Genomic DNA, 18,446 nt, shown 5'->3' with positions numbered 1-18,446 from the left:
TCAGCCCTGCCGCAACGCCCCATCAAACGCTGGCGTCAATCCGGACGACTCAAGCTTGCTCACAAAGGCGCCGATACGCTGCTGTTTGTAGGCGTCCACGTCCAGCTCACGGTAATCGTAGAAACCCTGGCCATCGCGCAAGCCGTTGCGGCCGTTTTGCATGTTGTCGGCAATCACCTGCGGCGACTCGAAACGCGGTGCCAGCGCACCACTGAGGTAACGCGAGGCGTAGTAGAGAATGTCGCCGCCCCCCCAGTCGATGAACTCGAGCAGGCCCAGCACCGAGAAGCGCAAGCCGAAACCCACGCGTACCGCGGTGTCGATATCTTCCGCGCTGGCCACGCCCTCTTCCACCATCCGTGCGGCTTCGTTCATCGCCAGCGCCTGGATGCGCGGCACGATATAGCCAGCCACCGGATTGCACACCACCGGCACCTTGCCGATGCGCTTGAGCAGTTGCAGCAGTCGCTCGACCACCTGTGGGCAGGTCGCTGCGCTGCGGCTGACTTCCACCAGCGGCATCAGGTGCGCGGGGTTGAGCCAGTGCGCGTTGACGAAGCGCGCAGGCGTGCTGACCATTTCGCTCAACTCGGTGACCAGGAAGGTCGAGGTGGTCGACGCGATGATCGCCGACGCCGGGACATGCTCGCTGACCCAGGCGAAGGTTTGCTGCTTGACCTGGATGACTTCCGGCACGGCTTCGAACACCAGCTCGCACAGGCGCAACGTCCCGGCGGCCTCGGATCGGGATTGCAGGGTCAAGCGCGATAGCGCGATGTCTGCCTGTTCCGGCTGAAGCATGCCGAGGCGTACCAGCATCTGCAGTTCGCCACGCACGTTATTGCGCACACGCTCGAAGTAGTCGTACCGCTCAGCCTCGGCGCGATCCTTGATATCGATGAGGGTGACCGGCAGGCCGGCATGGATGAACGCCAGGGCAATGCCCTCGCCCATCCGCCCGGCACCGACCACGCAGACATGGGGTAGCGCGGCATTCATCATTTGAATCCCCTGCTCAGGAGCTCGGTCATCTGCACCCGGTCGAGCCCGGCCAGGCCGAGGTTTTCCAGGGTGCGGCCCTCGGCGTAAAGGTCACGCCCGGCGACGACCGAGGCGATGCTCAGCAGGCCCTGGGCAACCGGGGTCGGCACACCGGCCCAACGCCCGACGGACACCAGGAAGGACAGGCCCAGGCGGGTGTCTTCGAGCATGTAGCGATGTTTTTGCAGGTCGATGTCTTCGCGCCAGTCACCGCTGTCGGTGAGCTTGCCATGGGCACCGCGACCGTACATCCACTCCTCGCCTTCGCTGGTGTTGTAGTGATCGGCCAGGGGAAAGTGTGGCGCGCCGTAGGTCAGTGCTTCGCGCACCGCCATGCGCTCGGCATCCAGCTGGTTGGTCACGCGACGAATCGACGGCTGGGTACCTTCGTTGTGAATGTCCCAGGCTTCAAAATGCTCCAGGGGACCGGCGTTCATCATGATCAGCGGCGGGTGGATGATGGGGCCTGCGTTCATCAACGCGCCGCTCAGGGCGTCTTCGATCGGCTCGACGCTCGGGTAGGCCTCGCGCAATACCGCGAAGGCGTGCTCGGACAGGTTGCTGGGGAAGACGCCGGTCGGCAGGCGGGTGGCGTAGCAACTGATCACCAGGTCACTGGCGCCATGCTTGCGCACCAGGTACGGCAGCGTACCGGTTTCAGCGAACGCGACCTTGCTCTGGTTGCCCGCGTCAGCCATGGCCTTGGCGAACACGTAGCTGCCGAAAGTGCCCGGTGGCAGGAACACCACCTGGCCGTCGCGCAGGTGCGGCGCCACATGCCTGGCCAGGTCTTCGTGGGAGGTCGACGGCAGCGGTATGATCACCAGTTGCGCGTCGCCCAGGGCTTCGGCCAGATCGTCGGTCAGCGACAGCTTGTCGCCCGCTTTACCGACCGAAAACTGCCGCGTGCCCCGATAGTCCCTGATGGTCAGGCTGCCGATCGCCAGCAGTTCCTTGAGCGCCGCCGAATCACGACGCCACAGGCGAGTCTGATGCCCCTTTTCAGCCATCTCGACAGCAGCGGCGTAGCAGCCATGTCCCCCACCCAGCACGGTAATCTTCATCGAGTTGCTCCTCTTGTAAGAGACTCGATGCTATCTGGCTGCACCGCCCCGGACTCCTCCGATTGCGCAGCCGACTGACCGATTACGCACAAGTCTCAATGCTTGTGTCGGCGCAGGGTGTCCGACGGCAGGCAGCCATAGCGTTGCCGATAGGCACTGGAAAAATGCCCGAAGCTGTTGATGCCGTGGCGCAACAGGATATCGGTGACGCTATCGCCGGTATTGCCCTGCTGCAGCGATTCGTGGATTACCGCCAGGCGACGGTCACGGATGTACTCGACCGGCGCTTGCTGGAGAAATTGCTTGAAGCCGTTCTGCAAGGTGCGGGCCGAGACGCCACAGAGCTCACTCAGGGTCGCCAGGCTGATCAGCTCGCCAAGGTGGTCCTCGATGTAGTCACGGGCCTTCTTCACGTGGTGCGGCAGCGGCGCGTGCGAGTCGATCAACAGATCCGCCGAGAAGTTATGCGGCAGCTGGGTGAGCAGCAGTTGCATCAGGTAGTCGGACAGGCCGCTGGCGAGGCGCGAACCGTCCACGCCGCTGCCGTACAGCCGGCAGATGTAGTCCAGGGTGTGATAGAGACTGACGACGCCGGCGCCCAGAGGGTCGACGCTGACATCGAAGATCACCGACTGCCGCAGGCTGCGGCCAAGCAGGCGTTGCAGTTGCAGCTGCAGGGCATCGCGGTCGACGCGCAGGATCAGGTTGCGGCACTGCCCGTCGGTAACGATGCGACTTTGCGCGAACGGCGAGGAAACGCTCAGGCAGCCCGATTGCATCGCCGCGCTGCGTCGCCCGTGGGCCACTTGGCAATGTCCCTGCAAGGTAATGCGAAACAGGTACTGGTCGGCAATGTCGCCGATGCTGATCTCCACCGGCGCGCCATAGTGCAGGTCGAGCAGCGCCGACGTGCCGAAGAAGACGCCGTTGAGCCGGGTATGGATCGGCTCGTCACGCAGCACGTTGAAGCTGTGCGGACACAGGTAATGGCTGACCTTGTCCTTGATCTCGCGGTAATCGGCCGAGCTGAGCAGGCTATGCCGTTCCAGCAGGTGTACGTCATTCAACATCGGAGGCTCTCCTGACCTGAAGCGGCTCGGCCTCGCTGCGTGAAAACGCAGCGAGGCCGAAGTACCGAGACTATTTATGTCATGCCTGGGTCGGATATTCCCGGGCATAGCTTTCGCGGAAACGCCGGCAACCACGCCAGAGCAAAAGCACGGTCAACACCGACGCCCCCGCGATCACCCACGACATCGACGAGCCCACCGCTGCCGGCGATCCGAAGTACCGGTCGGTCAACAGTGCCACCAGCGTGGTGCCCAGGCCCAATCCCAGCAGATTGCTGATCAGCAGGAACACCGCCGAGACCTGTGCGCGCACCTGGTTCGGCGCAAGGATCTGCATCGCCGCCGTGGATGCCGGCATCGGGAACGAGGCGAAGAACATCGCTGGCACCAACAGGGTCACCGACAGCCACAGTTGATCGACTTGCGGGAACAGCACGGCGGGTACCACCATGCCCAGAGCACCAATCACCCCAGTGCGCATGGCCGCGTCCTGATGGCCTTTCTTGGCCAGGTAGTCGGTGAGCCATCCACCGAACAGCACCCCGGCAGTGTTGGCCAGCAACAGCACGGTGCCGAGCATGTAGCCCGCCTCCATCGGCGACAGGCCGAACTTGCGGATATACAGCGCCGGGCTCCAGCTCATCATGCAGAACAGCACCATGGCGTAGAACGAGAAACCCAGGTAATGGCAAGTGAAGGTGGCACGGTGGCGACCCAAAAAGCGCAAGCCATCGCTCATCGCGACCTTCTTGGCCCGCCCCTGTGCATCGACTTGCAGGCCTTTGCGCGCCGGGTCGCGCACGGTGAGCCAGATCAGCAGGCCGACCACGATACCGGGCAGGCCGACGATGAAGAATGCCAGCTGCCAGGCCTTCATCGCGCCGAGAAAGGCGACCTCGATGGTGTTCATGTCCTTGAGCATGGCGATCACATAGCCGCCCACCAGGAAGGCCAGGCCGCCACCGACGAACGAGCCGATCGAGTAGATGCCCACTGCGCGGCCGAGTTTCTCCTTGGGGAACATGTCGCTGAACATCGAGTAGGCCGAGGGCGACAGGGCCGCCTCGCCGACACCGACGCCAATGCGCGCGAGGAACATGTGCAGGAAGTTCTTGCTCAGGCCGCAGGCAGCCGTCGCCAAGCTCCAGAACACCACGCCGACGGCGATGATCTTCGGCCTGCTGAAGCGGTCGGCCAGGTAGGCGATTGGCATGCCCATGAAGGCGTAGAACAACGAAAAGGCCAGACCGTGCAGCAGGCTGAACTGGGTATCGCTGATCTGCAGGTCGGCCTTGATCGGCTCGATCATCAGCGCAAGGATCTGCCGATCCACGAATGAAAAGATGTAGGCGATCATGCACAGGGCCACCACGTACCACTCGTAGACGTAGGTTTTCTTGCGCTGCAGGACCGCCTTATCGACCTGTATATTCACTAGTGTTTGCTCCTTTTTGTATTGTTATGGAGTAAATGCGCTTACCAGAACTTCCAGGTGTAGGTCGTGGCGACACGGAACTCGTTGTAGTCGTAGCCATACTTCTGTTTCACATCAATGTTGCGCACATCCAACCCAAGGCCTTGCAGCGCCCCGCTCTGCACCACGTAGTTGAGTCCCAGGTAACGTTCGCTTTCCTGATTGTCGCTCAGGTTGCCGCCGCGGTCCCAGTTCGTGCCCTTGATGTAGCGGGTAAAGAACTTCAGCCCCGGCACGCCCATCCCGGCGAAGTCATAGCTGTAGCGCGCGCCCCAGGACTTTTCATCCGGACGGACAAAACCCAGGGACGACCAGTGCACCAGGTAAGGTTGCGGGATAAAACCGTTCATGGTCGGGAACACGCTGTCACCGAGCATGCGCTGGTAACTGAGGCCAAACATGTGCGCGCCCTTGAGCAGGCTGAACAAGGCACCGTAGGAGCGGTTGTCGATTTCACCGTTCAAGGCATCGCCGTCTTCATTGTTATTGAAGTAGCGCAAGTCGGTTTTAAGTTTGTAGCCATTGCCCAGGTCAGCCATGTGCATCAGGCCGAAATAGTGCTGCTGATAAATATCGTGCAAGACGCCGTAGAAATAACTGGCTTGCAGCGTCTTGCTGATGTCGTAAGTGACACCGCCAAAATCCAGGGCATCACTGTCGAGATTATCGGTGGAGCCAAATTTGTAGAATTTCTCGTGATTGGAAGATTCCCGTGTCACGGCAGACCAGAAACGCCCTCCGGTCACAGTCAATCCGTCAACCTCCTTGGACTCGACCACGGCACCCTGGTAGATGGTATCCAGTTGCCGACTGGGGTCATCGAACGCCACCGGCAATTGCGGGCGCAGGTCACCGACCTTCAACTCGGTCTTGCTGTAGCGCATCTTGAAGGTTGCACCGGCGCGACTGTAGTCGTCGGCCGTCTGTTGATTGCTCACGCTGTACGGCAGCGAACCGTCGTTGCCCGAGGAGTCCAGGCGCACGGCGTATTGCGCATCCACATCGAGGCCGATGGCCAGGGCCGTGTCGGTGTAGCCGGAGGTGAACTGCGCATCGAAACCCTGGGACCAACTGTGCACCTCAGACACCGGCGCATTCGTATTGGTGTAGTTACGGTGCAGGTAGAAGTTACGCGTATCCACTTTGAAGTGACTGTCATCAATCACATCGGCATGCGCTGCCAATGGCGAACAGATAACCCCGATCACACTGGCAATACCGAGCCCACGGCAAGATTGCTTCACCTGACATCTCCATTCTTATTTTTATGGGTAGGCACAAGGTAAGCCAGTAGACGCCGCGCCGGTATCAAGATGAACAGCAGTCCGAAGGGGGGAAATCTCCAGTGCGGCTAAAGGTTTCCCTTAGACAGGAACGGGTACTTGGATAAATGCCGGATTCCGACGGCCTCTGCCGGCAGCCGACAAACGCTCCGGTTTTATTTTCTTACTCTCCCCTGGCCCGACGTTCATTGCTTCACGTCGGCCCAATCAGTCCTGTCACTGCACATCCCGTCCCAGGCGCTAGCCAAGCGCACCGGGGTTGGGTTCAAGGAGAACAAGAATAATGAATCCAGGTACTACATCCGCCTTCAACCAGATACTCGATAGCGCCACCGCCGGACCGCAACGCGTCCCAGGCGTAGTCGCTGCAGTCACCGGGCGCGACGGCTTGCTCTACGAGGGTGCTGCGGGGCAACGAACGCTCGGCCAGCCAAATGCAATGACCACCGACAGTGTTTTCGCGATGTTTTCCACGACTAAAGCGATAACCGCCACGGCCGTGCTCCAGTTGGTCGAGGAAGGCCGACTGGATCTCGATGCGCCCGCCAGGGACTACCTGCCGATGATCGGTGAACTCAAGGTGCTCGAAGGGTTTGATAGCGACGGCACCCCACGGCTTCGCCCTGCCAAAAAACACATCACCACCCGCATGCTTCTACTTCATACGGCGGGCCTGGGTTACGAATTCTTCAACGAACACTACAACAGGCTGGTCCAGGAACAACGCCAACCCAGCATCATCAGCGGAACGTTGGCTGCCCTGCAAACACCGTTGCTGTTCGAGCCGGGTGAACAGTGGGAATACGGTGCCAACCTGGATTGGGCTGGCCTTGTGGTCGAGGCCATTACCGGCAAGCGTCTGGGTGAGGTCATGCAGCAGCGCATTTTCGAGCCCCTGGGCATGACGGACACGGCGTTTACCATGACCCCTTCGATGTTCCAGCGGCGGGCTGGCATGCATCAGCGTGAAGAGGATGGATCGCTGAGCGTAATCGAAGGCTCCCTCCTCCCGCCGGAACCCGAAGTGCACATGGGAGGCCATGGCCTGTTCTCGACAGTCAAGGACTACTGCCTGTTCATCCGGGCCTGGCTTAACGATGGACAGGGTGATCACGGACGGATCCTGAAGCCGGAGACGATTCGTTTCGCCGAAAAAAACGGGCTCGACAACCTGAAAATCAAAGCCCTTCCCTGCGTGAACCCGGGTATTTCCCACACGGCGGAATTCTTCCCCGGCATGCCAAAGTCGTGGGCGTTGAGTTTCATGATCAACGAACAAGACGCCCCCACCGGTCGCCCTGCAGGCTCTTTGGCGTGGGCTGGATTGGCCAATCTCTTCTACTGGATCGACCGCAAGAATGGCATCGGTGGTTTTTGGGCCACTCAGATCTTGCCATTCGTAGACCCCATATCGACCCATGCTTACCTGGACTTCGAAACGGTGGCCTACCGCAACCTGACCAGCTGAGCCAGTGCCTGATTCACCCCCCTATAAAACCAACAAAAACAAAACAGGTGACTCATGGAGATCTCCACGCGTACCCCTGCGCGCGCTCGCTTCACAGCATGCGCATTGGATGCTTCAACGATCGGTACCGGTTTCCTGCTGGCCACCCTGGCGGGCAACGCCCAGGCCATCGATGTTGACGCCGGCGAATACGCCGCTGCACTTCCAGCCGGCAGCAATATCGGCTTGCTCTACCTGCAGCATGCCGAGCGGCGATCGCTGTACAGTGACGGCCACAAGGTTGCGATCAAGGCGGGACTCGACTCGGATATCGGCATATTGCGCGTCGCCAACTACCAGCAGCTGGGTGACTACACGATCAATACTCAGTTCCTGTTGCCCTTCGGCCGCCTGGAAGGAACACGCGACAACGACGCGTTGGGACAGACCAGTGGCACGGGTGATTTGATTCTGGCGTCGACCCTGTGGCTCGTGAATGATCCGGCGAAAAACCGTTACTGGGGCATTGCGCCCTACCTGTTCGTGCCGACCGGTAGCTACGACCACAACGATATACTCAACCTCGGTGAAAACCGTTGGAAGATGACGTTGCAGACCGGCTATGTGACCGGCCTCACTGAAAAGTTGTCCCTGGACCTCACCGCTGATGTCACCGTGTTTGGCAAGAATGAAGACTTCACCAGTCAAGGCCTGACATTACGCCAGAAGCCGCTATGGCAAGCCCAGACCTACCTGAGGTACGCCGTGACACCCAAGCTGTCGGTGCACGTCGGTGCGTCTCAACTCTGGGGCGGCGAGTCGCGCATTGACGGCCAGGACCAGGGCGATGAACCCGGTACCAGCAAGTACCGTGTCGGAGGATCCTACTGGATGACCCCTACGTTCCAGGCCCTGCTCAATTACGGCCAGGACGTGTCGGTCGACAATGGCTTCAAGGAAGAACAGCGGGTTAACCTGCGGTTGTTGTGGGTGTTCTGACCCGCAGCGAATGGTCGGGTTTCTGGGGGCACCGAGGGTGACTTGGACGTCACGCTCGGTGCCTTTTTTGCGTCAACCCGCTAGCGCAGCCGGCGCTGCAAGGTTTGCGACGGCAGTTCACTGAAACGCTTGCGATAGGTTCCCGCGAACTCACCCAGGTTCAGATAACCCCACCGAAAGGCGATGGCAGAAACTGTCGTGCCCGACTCCGGATCCGTCGCCAACAAATCGCGGTGCACCCCCTGCAGCCGCTGCTCGCGCAAGAATGCACCGGGCGTCATGCCGCGAAAGCGCGAGAAGGCCCCACTCAATGCGCGCACACTGGTCCCGACCGCACTGGCAACCTCTGCCAGCGTCGGCAGGCTCGCTGCGTTGGCACTCATGAACGCTTCGGCAGCCCTGACATAACGGGGCGCAATCCGGTTCATCGGACTATTCAAATCAAGCCCAGCCTGCGCGGCGCGGTCAGCCCACTCTCGCAACAGATGAACGCACAGGATTTGCTCCAGATGAGCCCCCATACGCCCTTCAGCCATGTGTTGGCCCGCCTCGGCAACACACCGGGCCGTGTACTCCAGCAGACTTAGCCAACTCGAACCGACCCCGCCGATGACGCACTTGTGTCTCCAGAACCGATCATCGGGCACGAACCCAAACCACTGCTGCGCCATCCGTTCCATAAGTGCATGGGGGATGGTCAGGTTCAGCTGCAGGTGATCCGGGTCAAGGTCGATGCGGTAATCGACACGACTGCAATCGGCAATGAAGGACTCACCCACTGCCGTATCTGCAGTGACTGAACGCTGCGTCCAGTGCCGGGCATTGCCGCGAATGGTCGTGAGCAGTAATGCATTCCCCGCTTCGGGCGAAAAGTCATCGACGCTTACCGCCACGCCATAGCCAAAACGAGTCAGCGTCAACTCGCCTATCCGGGATGAATGCATGGTTGCGTGCGGCTTGATGGCCTGCCCTATGGGGGACACACGATAGGGCATGTAAACGCGATCAGACCAGGCGCTGATTTCATCCCATTCGGTTGAAAAATTTTTGTGCTGCTGGCGTATCGGCTTGCCGCGGACATCCGTTAACAGCGCATCGTCGAGCAGCATGGAGACACCTGTTTTTATTTTTTTAGGGTCGGGTGAATGCTTTTACTGAACCGGGATCATCCGGTGCCAGTGAACCTGCGTAAAGGGCTTTTTGATGGCGACTGTCCCGATCTGAGACAGTTGTTCGGGTTCGATACAACCCGCTTTCGTCGTTGCGGTGCGGATTGCCTATTGGTAAGGCCGACCCGGCCTTGGCCACCGGTTGAAGCCAGGACTCAGGGCGACGGCAGGTACGCCATCGCCCGGGACTCGCCCATCAGCAACGGCTGATTGAGTTCTGCACAGGCACGCAGGTAATCGGCGACCAGGGTGATGCGCTTGAGTTTGCGCAGATCCTCGCTGTAGTACATCCAGAACTGTCGGGTGACCTCTACCTGATCCGGCAGCACTTCGCACAAGCGCGGATCGGGACCTGCGAGGAAGCAGGGCAGAATGGCCAGCGCACGCCCCTCCAAAGCCGCATGGTACTGGGAGACCACGCTGGTGCTGCGCAGGCGGCTGTGCGCGCCGGGCAACAGGTCGTTCAGGTAGAGCAGCTTGAAGCTGAAGGCCAGGTCCTCGACGTAGGTCACGAACGGATGGCTCGCCAAATCCTCGCTTCGGGTAATCGGTGGATGATTGGCCAGGTACGCAGGGGTCGCATACAGGCGCAAGCGGTAGTCGCACAGGCGCGAGCACACGTAGGGACCGCGCTCAGGACGCTCCAGGGTGATGGCAATGTCCGCCTCGCGCCGTGACAGGTTGACGAAGTGCGGGACCGGCAGGATGTCCACTGAGATGTGCGGATAGTGAATGATGAAATGGCTCATCTGAGTGGTGATGAAGCAGGAGCCGAAGGCCTCGGTACAGCCGATGCGCAGGTGCCCGGCGAGGCCCGCGGTGGTTCCCGATACCTGCTCGCAGGCTGCCAGCAACGTACTTTCCAGAGATTCGGCGTGACTGATCAGGCGCTGCCCCTCGACCGTCATGACAAAACCCGACGTGCGGGACTTCTCGAAAAGCAGTGCGCCAAGGCTTTGCTCAAGGGCGCGGATGCGCCGCGACACCGTGGTGTAGTCCACCCCCAAGCGGCGTGCTGCGCCACTGGCGGTGCGCGCACGGGCGACCTCGAGGAAGAAGCGCATATCGTCCCAATTCACATGATTTTGCGTTGTGCGATTTTGCATATTCATCAGGCTTTTCTGCCAATTCTTATTGGAAATTAGCCAACATATACTCGCATCCAGCCTGGTTTTACCAGCAACGTTTCGCAACCGGAAAGGCCCTTTTTTCAATCAGGGCTGACGGCCTGAATGCAGGGTAAAAAGCCTGTTTTCAAGGCGAAAAAAGGCAGCTGCGCGACAACGCAATCTGTCGCATTCGCGCCCGCCATGGACCCATGCGGCTGGCACCCTGTCGGCACCCGATGAGTGCCACCAACATCCCCTCGCATCCGGAAGATCGCCAGGGCCGCAAAGACTCCAGCATTCAGGTGACGCTCCGCTTCGGAACGTCGCCCGGGTACCCGTACGCCCCTCAAAAGGCCGACAAACAACAATTAAAAAAGCGGAGCCTCACCATGACGACTGACCATCCGAACCATGTCCAGATCTGCGCCCTGGTCAGGGCCAATCCCAACTTCCAGCGCCTCACCCGCCAACGTTCCCTGCTGGCCTGGTCACTGAGCGCCGCGGTCCTGGCCGTCTACTACAGCTTCATCATGGTGGTGGCCTTCGCACCTGCCTGGCTGCACCTGCCACTGTACGACGGCAGTCACCTGAGCCTCGGCATCCCGATTGGCGTGGCAATCATCTTGCTGTCCTGGTTGCTGACCGCCTGGTATGTGCACACCGCCAATACCCGCTTCGACGCGCTCAGCGCGCAGATCCTGCAGGAGACCCGCGCATGAAACGCCTGACCGCCCTGCTCGCCCTCAGCCCCCTGCTGGCCAACGCCGCCCCCATCACCGCCGAGAAACAACCGCTCAATGTGCATGCCATTGGCATGTTCTTCGTCTTCGTCCTCGCCACGTTGCTGATCACCTGGTGGGCGTCCCGTCGCACGCGTTCCGCTGCCGATTTCTACAGCGCCGGTGGCGGTATCACAGGCTTCCAGAATGGCCTGGCGATAGCCGGCGACTATATGTCTGCAGCCACGTTGCTGGGTCTCTCGAGCCTGGTGTTCACCAAGGGCTATGACGGCTTCATCTATATCATCGGCTTCTTCGTCGGCTGGCCCATCGTCACCTTCCTGATGGCCGAGCGTCTGCGCAACCTGGGCCGCTACACCTTCGCCGACATCGTCTCCCTGCGCCTGGATCAGACTCGCGTGCGCAGCTTCGCCGCCCTCGGTTCGCTGACGGTGGTGTGTTGCTACCTGGTGGTGCAGATGGTCGGCGCCGGCCAGTTGATCAAGCTGCTGTTCGGCCTCGACTATCGCACGGCGGTGGTGGTGGTCGGCCTGCTGATGCTGGTCTACGTGATCTTCGGCGGCATGCTGGCGACCACCTGGGTACAGATCACCAAGGCGGTCCTGCTGCTGGCGGGCGGCACGACCCTGATGCTGATGGCCCTGAGCCGCTTCGGCTTCAGCTTCGAGACGCTGTCGGCCCAGGCCGTAGCGGTGCACGCCAGCGGCGTGCAGATCATGGGCCCCGGCACCTTGCTGGCCGATCCGGTCAACGCGGTGTCACTGTCCCTGGGCCTCGTCTTCGGCATCGCCGGCCTGCCGCACATCCTGATGCGTTTCTTCACCGTGCCCAATGCCAAGGAGGCGCGCAAATCGGTGCTGTTCGCCACGGTGTTCATCGGCTTCTTCTTCCTCGTGGTCTGCATCCTGGGCTACACCGCCATCGTCATCGTCGGCACAGACCCGCAGTACTACGTCGACGGTAAGCTCGGCGGTGCGATGATCGGCGGCGGCAACATGGTGGCCATGCACCTGGCCAAGGCGGTGGGAGGCAACCTGTTTCTCGGATTCCTTTCCGCCGTTGCCTTCGCCACCATCCTTGCAGTGGTGGCCGGCCTGGCCCTGGCCGGCGCCTCGGCCATCTCCCACGACCTTTATGCCTCGGTCTTCAAGAAGGGCAAGGCCTGCGAGAAGCAGGAAATGCGCGTGTCGCGCATCGCCACTATCGGCCTGGGCATTGTCGCGATCGCCCTGGGCATTCTGTTCGAGGGCCAGAACATCGCCTTCCTGGTCGGCCTGACATTCGGCATAGCCGCCTCGGCAAACTTCCCGGTATTGATCATGGCCATGTACTGGGGTGGCCTGACCACCCGCGGCGCTCTCTACGGCGGCTTGACCGGCCTGGTCAGCGCCCTGGCGCTGGTCATCGGTTCACCGTCGGTGTGGGTCGGTGTATTGGGCCATGCCCAGGCGATCTTCCCCTACGACCAGCCGGCACTGTTCTCCATGCCTCTGGCCTTCCTGGTCATAGTGGTCGTGTCCAGGCTGGATCGCAGCGAGCGCGCCGACCGTGAACGCGCGGCCTATGCCGATCAGTTCGTCCGGGCCCAGACCGGCCTGGGCGCCGCCATGGCCAGCAGTCACTGACGCTGCAGTTTTGTCGGGGCCAATGCCCCGAGCGCGAGTGCGCCCCTTGGCTTCGCGCTTTTTTACTCCCGCCCTGCGCCGCCCGGCCAGGGCACCGTCAACATGCCTTCCCTCCACTGGCCACAGCCAGTGCGGGATCGGCTTGCCCATAACAACAAGAGACAAACATGAAACCTACCCTTTTCAGTCTATTCCTCGCCGGCAGCAGCCTTGCCACCCAGGCCCATGCGGACTTCATCAAGGACAGCAAGGCCAGCCTGGAACTGCGCAACTTTTACTTCAACCGGGATTATCGCCAGGCAGGCGCCGCCCAATCCAAACAAGAGGAATGGGCCCAAGGCTTGCTGCTGCGCCATGAATCAGGCTTCACCGAAGGTTTGATCGGTGTCGGTTTCGATGCCATCGGACTGCTCGGCGTCAAGCTCGACTCCAGCCCTGACCGCGCAGGCTCCGGCCTGCTCAAACGCCATCGCGACATAAGCAAAGGAGCGCAGGACGAGTACGGCGAACTGGGCCTGACCGCCAAAGTGCGCGCCTCCAAAAGCACGCTGAAACTCGGCACACTGCTGCCGAAGCTGCCGACGGTACTGGCTAACGATTCACGGCTGTTGCCACAAACCTTCAAAGGCGGTCAGTTGACGTCGCTGGAACTCGAAGGCCTGACCGTGGATGCCGGGCGACTGACGCAGGTCAACCAGCGCGACTCCTCGGACTACGAGGACATGGGCATCACCCGGACCGGCGCCAAGGGCATCACCACACGCCATGTCGATAGCGACCGCCTGGATTTCGCCAGCCTGAACTACAAATGGACCAGCAACCTCGCCACCGGCTACAGCTACGGTCACCTCGACAACTTCTACAGCCAGCACCTGGTCAACCTGACCTACGTGTTGCCAGTCGCAACCGGCCAGTCGTTGAAGACGGATCTGCGCTTCGCCCGCTCCACGGACGATGGCGGCAGCAATGTCGACAACAATGCCATTGGCGCGATGTTCACCTACAACCTCGGCGGGCATGCGTTGGGCCTGGGTTATCAAGGCATGAGCGGCGACACCGGCTACGCCTACGTCAACGGCACCGACGCCTTCCTGGTGAACTTCGTGCAGATCGGCGACTTCGCCAGCAAGGACGAAAAGTCCTGGCAGGCTCGCTACGACTACAACTTTGCGGCCATAGGCGTACCGGGCCTGACCTTCATGACGCGCTACCTCTCCGGCGACAACATCGATCTGGGCGGCAACCGCCCGGAGGGCAAGGAATGGGAACGGGATACCGACATCGGCTATGTCGTGCAGAGCGGGCCGCTGAAAAATGTCGGGGTGAAATGGCGCAACGCGACGGTGCGCTCGAGCCATTTCGGCAGTGATCTGGATGAGAACCGACTGATCCTCAGCTATACCCTGGCGCTCTGGTAAATCGCCCCCCCACCACTCGGTGCCTCGCTAGGGCTCGGCATGCCCTCTCTCCGGCATTGCTCCGTGGGTCGCCGCGATGGGCCAGCGTGGTTAACGGGGCACCCAGATCAAAAGTCAAAGCGAGGCGGCCTTAAAGCCGACCTGATTTCAAGTGAACACGTGATCGCGGACACACCTGGAATCAGGTCGGCTTTATGGCCGCCTCGTTTTCGCTTTGGCTGTTGATTTGGCTTTCAGGACCGGAGCTCGCGTACCTCGAGCCTTAGCGAGGGGCCGAACGCCAGGGGCAAGAGCCCTTGGTTACTTGGGGCTTTTTCAAGTGACTCGCTGTAAGAGCGAAACCCTAAGTGGCCGTTACCGCAGGAATGGATATACACCCAATACAGCTATGACTTTTCTGCACAACGCACCGGCTTTTATGAGCATTTTTAATTCATTTTTGCATGCATATACTGGACTCAAGCACCGGTCATGTACCGGGCCAGACCCAACAAAAACAAACAAAGGGCACCCAACGTGAAGACATCCATGCCAGCCGCCGTCTCTACGCTCACAGGTAACTGTACGGGTCTTGAACGCATTGCTACCCACAGCAAAGCCGCCCTCGCCGCCTGACCATCCCGTACCCGTTACCCGCGCCGATCGTCACCGCGATCGATGGAGACTCCAATGAACAGCAACTGCCAACCCTTCATCAAAGCTCGCGATTTCCTGCTGGCCCACCGTACCGACTACGCCACTGCCACGCGGGACTTCCGCTGGCCGCAACTGAACCAATTCAACTGGGCACTGGATTACTTCGATGCCATGGCCGAGGGCAACCAGGCCAACGCCCTGTGGATCGTCGAAGAGGACGGCAGCGAGCAACGCTACAGCTTCCAGCAACTGGCCGCGCGGTCCAACCAGGTGGCCAACCACCTGCGTGCCCTTGGCGTGCGCCGTGGCGAGCGCATCCTGCTGATGCTCGGCAACGACGTCGCCCTGTGGGAAACCATGCTGGCCGCCTTCAAGCTCGGCGCCGTGGTCATCCCCGCCACCGCCCTGCTCACCCCTGAAGACTTGCGTGACCGCATCGAGCGTGGCCATGTGCGCCACCTGGTGGTCGGTGCCGCCCATGTCGACAAGTTCGACGGCCTGGGTGAAGGCTGCACGCGCATCTGCGTCGGCCCGGCCCCCACCGGCTGGACGCCGCACAGCGCCGCCAGCGAGCACTCCGAGCGGTTCGACAGCGAGGGGCAGACACTGGCCACCGACCCGATGCTGCTGTACTTCACCTCCGGCACCACCTCCAAGCCGAAAATGGTATTGCACAGCCACCAGAGCTACCCGGTCGGTCACCTGTCGACCATGTACTGGATCGGCCTGCAGCCGGGTGACCTGCACTTGAACATCTCGTCCCCGGGCTGGGCCAAGCACGCCTGGAGTTGCCTCTTCGCCCCGTGGAATGCCGGCGCCTGCATCTTCATCCACAATGTCGCGCGCTTCAGCGCCCCTGCCCTGCTGGGCGCCCTTGAGCGCTACGGCGTCACCAGCCTGTGCGCCCCGCCCACGGTCTGGCGCATGCTGATCCAGGAGGACCTGGCCAGTTACAAGGAGCGCTTGAACCTGCGCGAACTGGTGGGTGCCGGTGAGCCGCTCAACCCGGAGATCATCGAGCAGATCCTGCATGCCTGGGACTTGCCGCTGCGAGACGGCTTCGGCCAGTCGGAAACCACCGCCCTGGTCGGCAACACGCCCGGCCAAGTGCTCAAACCCGGCTCCATGGGCCGTCCGCTGCCGGGCTACCGGGTGACCATGCTCGACCCCGACGGCGTACCCGGCAATGAGGGCGAAGTCGCCCTGCCGCTGGACGTGCGTCCACTCGGCCTGATGCTGTGCTACGAGGACAGCCCGGAAAAAACCGCCGAGGTGATGCGCGATGGCTACTACCGCACCGGCGACACCGCGCAGATCGACGCCGAAGGCTACGTCACCTTCGTCGGCCGCGCCGACGACGTGTTCAAGGCCTCCGACTATCGCATCAGCCCCTTCGAGCTGGAAAGCGCGCTGATCGAGCACCCGGCGGTGATGGAATGCGCCGTGGTTCCCAGCCCCGACCCGCTGCGCCTGGCCGTGCCCAAGGCCTTCCTGATCCTGGCCCATGACGAACCCGGCAGCAGCGAACTCGCCAGCAATATCCTCGCCTTCGCCCGCGAGCACCTGGCGCCGTACAAGCGGGTGCGACGCATCGAGTTCGTCACCGAGTTGCCCAAGACCATCTCCGGGAAGATCCGCCGGGTGGAACTGCGCCAGATGGAAGTGCAGCGCCGGCAGAGTGACGCACGCGGCGCACAAGAGTACTTCGAAGAAGACTTTCCTCAGCTCAAGGGCTGAGCCCGGGCCGGTACGCCGGCCTTCCTGAAATCAAATCCGACCGCTCGGCCAAACAGGCCGAGTGGCTTAACTCGACCCAAAGAAAGTAGGCAGAACTGAAAATGACCTCTTCCAGCATTCCAAGCGTCAAGCTCCTCATCAACGGCGAATTCGTCGAATCGCGTAGCACCGAGTGGCGCAACGTGGTCAACCCGGCCACCCAGGAAGTCCTCGCTCGCGTACCCTTCGCCACGGCCGAAGAAATGGATGCCGCCGTGGCCAGCGCCAAGGAAGCGTTCAAGACCTGGCGCAAGACGCCGATCGGCACCCGCTCGCGGATCTTCTTCAAATACCAGCAGCTGATCCGCGAGAACATCAAGGAACTGGCCGCACTGCTCACCGCCGAACAGGGCAAAACCCTGCCGGACGCCGAAGGTGATGTGTTCCGCGGCCTGGAAGTGGTCGAGCACGCCACCTCCATCGGTAACCTGCAGATGGGCGAGTTGGCCAACAACGTCGCCAACGGCGTCGACACCTACACCCTGATGCAGCCGCTGGGCGTGTGCGCCGGCATCACCCCGTTCAACTTCCCGGCGATGATCCCGCTGTGGATGTTCCCGATGGCCATCGCCACCGGCAACACCTTCGTCCTCAAGCCGTCCGAGCAAGACCCCCTGGTAACCATGCGCCTGGTCGAACTGGCGCTGCAAGCCGGTGTACCCAAGGGCGTGCTCAACGTCATCCACGGCGGCGTCGATGCGGTGAACCTGATCTGTGACCACCCGGACATCAAGGCCGTGTCCTTCGTGGGGTCGACCAAGGTCGGCACCCATGTCTACAACCGTGCCACCCAGAACGGCAAACGCGCACAGTGCATGATGGGCGCGAAGAACCACGCCATCGTCCTGCCCGATGCCAACAAGCAGCAGACCTTGAACAACCTGCTGGGCGCTTCCTTCGGCGCCGCTGGCCAGCGCTGCATGGCCCTGCCGGTGGTGATCCTGGTGGGTGAAGCGCAGACCTGGTTGCCGGACCTGATCGAGCGAACCAAAACCCTCAAGATCAATGGCGGCACCGAACCTGGCACCGACATCGGCCCGGTGATTTCCTGCGCGGCCCTGGATCGCGTCAACAGCCTGATCGCCAGCGGCATCGAAGAAGGCGCCAGGCTCGAACTGGATGGCCGCAACCCGAGCGTGCCTGGCTACCAGGACGGCAATTTCGTCGGCCCGACCATCTTCTCCAACGTCACCGCGCAAATGTCCGTGTACCGCGAAGAAATCTTCGGCCCGGTGCTGTGCGTCATGCAGGCCGACAGCCTGAGCGAGGCGATCGAGATCATCAACGCCAACCCCAATGGCAACGGTACCGCCCTGTTCACCCGTTCCGGCGCGGCTGCCCGTCACTTCCAGGAAGAAATCGACGTCGGCCAGGTGGGCATCAACGTGCCGATCCCGGTACCGGTCCCGCTGTTCTCCTTCTCCGGTTCGCGCGCGTCCAAGCTCGGCGACCTGGGCCCTTACGGCAAGCAAGTGGTGACCTTCTACACCCAGACCAAGACGATCACCCAGCGCTGGTTCGACGAAGACGACGTCGTTGGCGCGGTGAACACCACGATCACGCTCAAATGATCTGTGGCGAGGGGATTTATCCCC

At 61.4% G+C, this 18,446-nt stretch carries 14 protein-coding genes; 7 read left to right on the top strand and 7 right to left on the bottom strand.

Features of this window, described 5'->3' with window-relative positions:
• The 5 genes from ACIO0C_RS19105 to ACIO0C_RS19085 all read right to left on the bottom strand — a co-directional run bounded on the left by ACIO0C_RS19105 (position 1) and on the right by ACIO0C_RS19085 (position 5,893).
• A complete protein-coding gene (locus ACIO0C_RS19105) occupies positions 1 to 999 on the bottom strand; it encodes a 3-hydroxybutyryl-CoA dehydrogenase (protein ID WP_401314556.1) in 999 nt (332 codons plus the stop codon).
• Positions 999 to 2,105 (bottom strand): NAD/NADP octopine/nopaline dehydrogenase family protein, encoded by a 1,107-nt coding sequence (locus ACIO0C_RS19100; RefSeq protein WP_401314554.1) that lies wholly within the window; start codon positions 2,103 to 2,105, stop codon positions 999 to 1,001. Before ACIO0C_RS19100 ends, ACIO0C_RS19105 begins: the two co-directional genes overlap by 1 nt.
• Positions 2,106 to 2,200: 95 nt before the next feature.
• Positions 2,201 to 3,175 (bottom strand): AraC family transcriptional regulator, encoded by a 975-nt coding sequence (locus ACIO0C_RS19095; RefSeq protein WP_401314552.1) that lies wholly within the window; start codon positions 3,173 to 3,175, stop codon positions 2,201 to 2,203.
• Between the two features lie 79 nt (positions 3,176 to 3,254).
• The gene (locus tag ACIO0C_RS19090; protein WP_401314550.1) at positions 3,255 to 4,610 is read right to left on the bottom strand and encodes a spinster family MFS transporter; all 1,356 of its coding nucleotides are present in this window, start codon (positions 4,608 to 4,610) and stop codon (positions 3,255 to 3,257) included.
• 41 nt (positions 4,611 to 4,651) lie between these two features.
• The gene (locus tag ACIO0C_RS19085) at positions 4,652 to 5,893 is read right to left on the bottom strand and encodes an OprD family outer membrane porin (protein WP_401314548.1); all 1,242 of its coding nucleotides are present in this window, start codon (positions 5,891 to 5,893) and stop codon (positions 4,652 to 4,654) included.
• A gap of 322 nt (positions 5,894 to 6,215) precedes the next feature.
• Between ACIO0C_RS19085 and ACIO0C_RS19080 the strand changes: the two genes are divergently transcribed.
• Both ACIO0C_RS19080 and ACIO0C_RS19075 read left to right on the top strand, forming a co-directional pair.
• Positions 6,216 to 7,400, top strand: a complete 1,185-nt coding sequence (locus tag ACIO0C_RS19080; protein ID WP_401314546.1) for a serine hydrolase domain-containing protein — start codon at positions 6,216 to 6,218, stop codon at positions 7,398 to 7,400.
• A gap of 54 nt (positions 7,401 to 7,454) precedes the next feature.
• Positions 7,455 to 8,378 carry a transporter gene (locus ACIO0C_RS19075; RefSeq protein WP_401314544.1) on the top strand — a complete coding sequence of 308 codons (924 nt, stop codon included), beginning with the start codon at positions 7,455 to 7,457 and terminating at the stop codon, positions 8,376 to 8,378.
• An 80-nt stretch (positions 8,379 to 8,458) separates the two neighbouring features.
• On the opposite strand, the gene ACIO0C_RS19070 is transcribed toward ACIO0C_RS19075, so the two are convergent.
• Both ACIO0C_RS19070 and ACIO0C_RS19065 read right to left on the bottom strand, forming a co-directional pair.
• On the bottom strand, positions 8,459 to 9,487 hold the full coding sequence (locus tag ACIO0C_RS19070) for an AraC family transcriptional regulator (RefSeq protein WP_401314543.1): 1,029 nt from the start codon (positions 9,485 to 9,487) through the stop codon (positions 8,459 to 8,461).
• Between the two features lie 215 nt (positions 9,488 to 9,702).
• Positions 9,703 to 10,659, bottom strand: a complete 957-nt coding sequence (locus tag ACIO0C_RS19065; RefSeq protein ID WP_401314542.1) for a LysR family transcriptional regulator — start codon at positions 10,657 to 10,659, stop codon at positions 9,703 to 9,705.
• 386 nt (positions 10,660 to 11,045) lie between these two features.
• Between ACIO0C_RS19065 and ACIO0C_RS19060 the strand changes: the two genes are divergently transcribed.
• The 5 genes from ACIO0C_RS19060 (at position 11,046) to ACIO0C_RS19040 (ending at position 18,422) form a co-directional block, all read left to right on the top strand.
• Positions 11,046 to 11,375 carry a DUF485 domain-containing protein gene (locus ACIO0C_RS19060; RefSeq protein ID WP_008063274.1) on the top strand — a complete coding sequence of 110 codons (330 nt, stop codon included), beginning with the start codon at positions 11,046 to 11,048 and terminating at the stop codon, positions 11,373 to 11,375.
• Positions 11,372 to 13,021 (top strand): cation acetate symporter, encoded by a 1,650-nt coding sequence (locus ACIO0C_RS19055; protein WP_401314541.1) that lies wholly within the window; start codon positions 11,372 to 11,374, stop codon positions 13,019 to 13,021. The genes ACIO0C_RS19060 and ACIO0C_RS19055 overlap by 4 nt, the downstream gene beginning before the upstream one ends.
• A 167-nt stretch (positions 13,022 to 13,188) precedes the next feature.
• Entirely contained in the window at positions 13,189 to 14,439 is a 1,251-nt protein-coding gene (locus tag ACIO0C_RS19050; RefSeq protein ID WP_401314540.1) for an OprD family porin, read from the top strand.
• Positions 14,440 to 15,108: 669 nt separating this feature from the next.
• Positions 15,109 to 16,812 (top strand): AMP-binding protein, encoded by a 1,704-nt coding sequence (locus ACIO0C_RS19045; protein WP_401314538.1) that lies wholly within the window; start codon positions 15,109 to 15,111, stop codon positions 16,810 to 16,812.
• A 101-nt stretch (positions 16,813 to 16,913) separates the two neighbouring features.
• Positions 16,914 to 18,422, top strand: coding sequence for a CoA-acylating methylmalonate-semialdehyde dehydrogenase (locus ACIO0C_RS19040; protein ID WP_401314536.1), 1,509 nt, complete (start codon positions 16,914 to 16,916; stop codon positions 18,420 to 18,422).
• Positions 18,423 to 18,446 lie beyond the last annotated feature (24 nt).

The organism is Pseudomonas sp. NPDC087336, assembly GCF_044744285.1.
In the GTDB taxonomy this organism is placed as follows: domain Bacteria; phylum Pseudomonadota; class Gammaproteobacteria; order Pseudomonadales; family Pseudomonadaceae; genus Aquipseudomonas.
The sequence above is the reverse complement of the archived record's forward strand: the minus strand, read 5'-3'. Positions and strand labels throughout refer to the sequence as shown.

Bases quoted from the DNA above. Each gene is read 5' to 3' on its own strand.
- ACIO0C_RS19105 (WP_401314556.1), bottom strand. From the start codon at position 999: ATGAATGCCGCGCTACCCCATGTCTGCGTGGTCGGTGCCGGGCGGATG.
- ACIO0C_RS19100 (WP_401314554.1), bottom strand. From the start codon at position 2,105: ATGAAGATTACCGTGCTGGGTGGGGGACATGGCTGCTACGCCGCTGCT.
- ACIO0C_RS19095 (WP_401314552.1), bottom strand. From the start codon at position 3,175: ATGTTGAATGACGTACACCTGCTGGAACGGCATAGCCTGCTCAGCTCG.
- ACIO0C_RS19080 (WP_401314546.1), top strand. From the start codon at position 6,216: ATGAATCCAGGTACTACATCCGCCTTCAACCAGATACTCGATAGCGCC.
- ACIO0C_RS19075 (WP_401314544.1), top strand. From the start codon at position 7,455: ATGGAGATCTCCACGCGTACCCCTGCGCGCGCTCGCTTCACAGCATGC.
- ACIO0C_RS19070 (WP_401314543.1), bottom strand. From the start codon at position 9,487: ATGCTGCTCGACGATGCGCTGTTAACGGATGTCCGCGGCAAGCCGATA.
- ACIO0C_RS19065 (WP_401314542.1), bottom strand. From the start codon at position 10,659: ATGAATATGCAAAATCGCACAACGCAAAATCATGTGAATTGGGACGAT.
- ACIO0C_RS19060 (WP_008063274.1), top strand. From the start codon at position 11,046: ATGACGACTGACCATCCGAACCATGTCCAGATCTGCGCCCTGGTCAGG.
- ACIO0C_RS19055 (WP_401314541.1), top strand. From the start codon at position 11,372: ATGAAACGCCTGACCGCCCTGCTCGCCCTCAGCCCCCTGCTGGCCAAC.
- ACIO0C_RS19050 (WP_401314540.1), top strand. From the start codon at position 13,189: ATGAAACCTACCCTTTTCAGTCTATTCCTCGCCGGCAGCAGCCTTGCC.
- ACIO0C_RS19045 (WP_401314538.1), top strand. From the start codon at position 15,109: ATGAACAGCAACTGCCAACCCTTCATCAAAGCTCGCGATTTCCTGCTG.
- ACIO0C_RS19040 (WP_401314536.1), top strand. From the start codon at position 16,914: ATGACCTCTTCCAGCATTCCAAGCGTCAAGCTCCTCATCAACGGCGAA.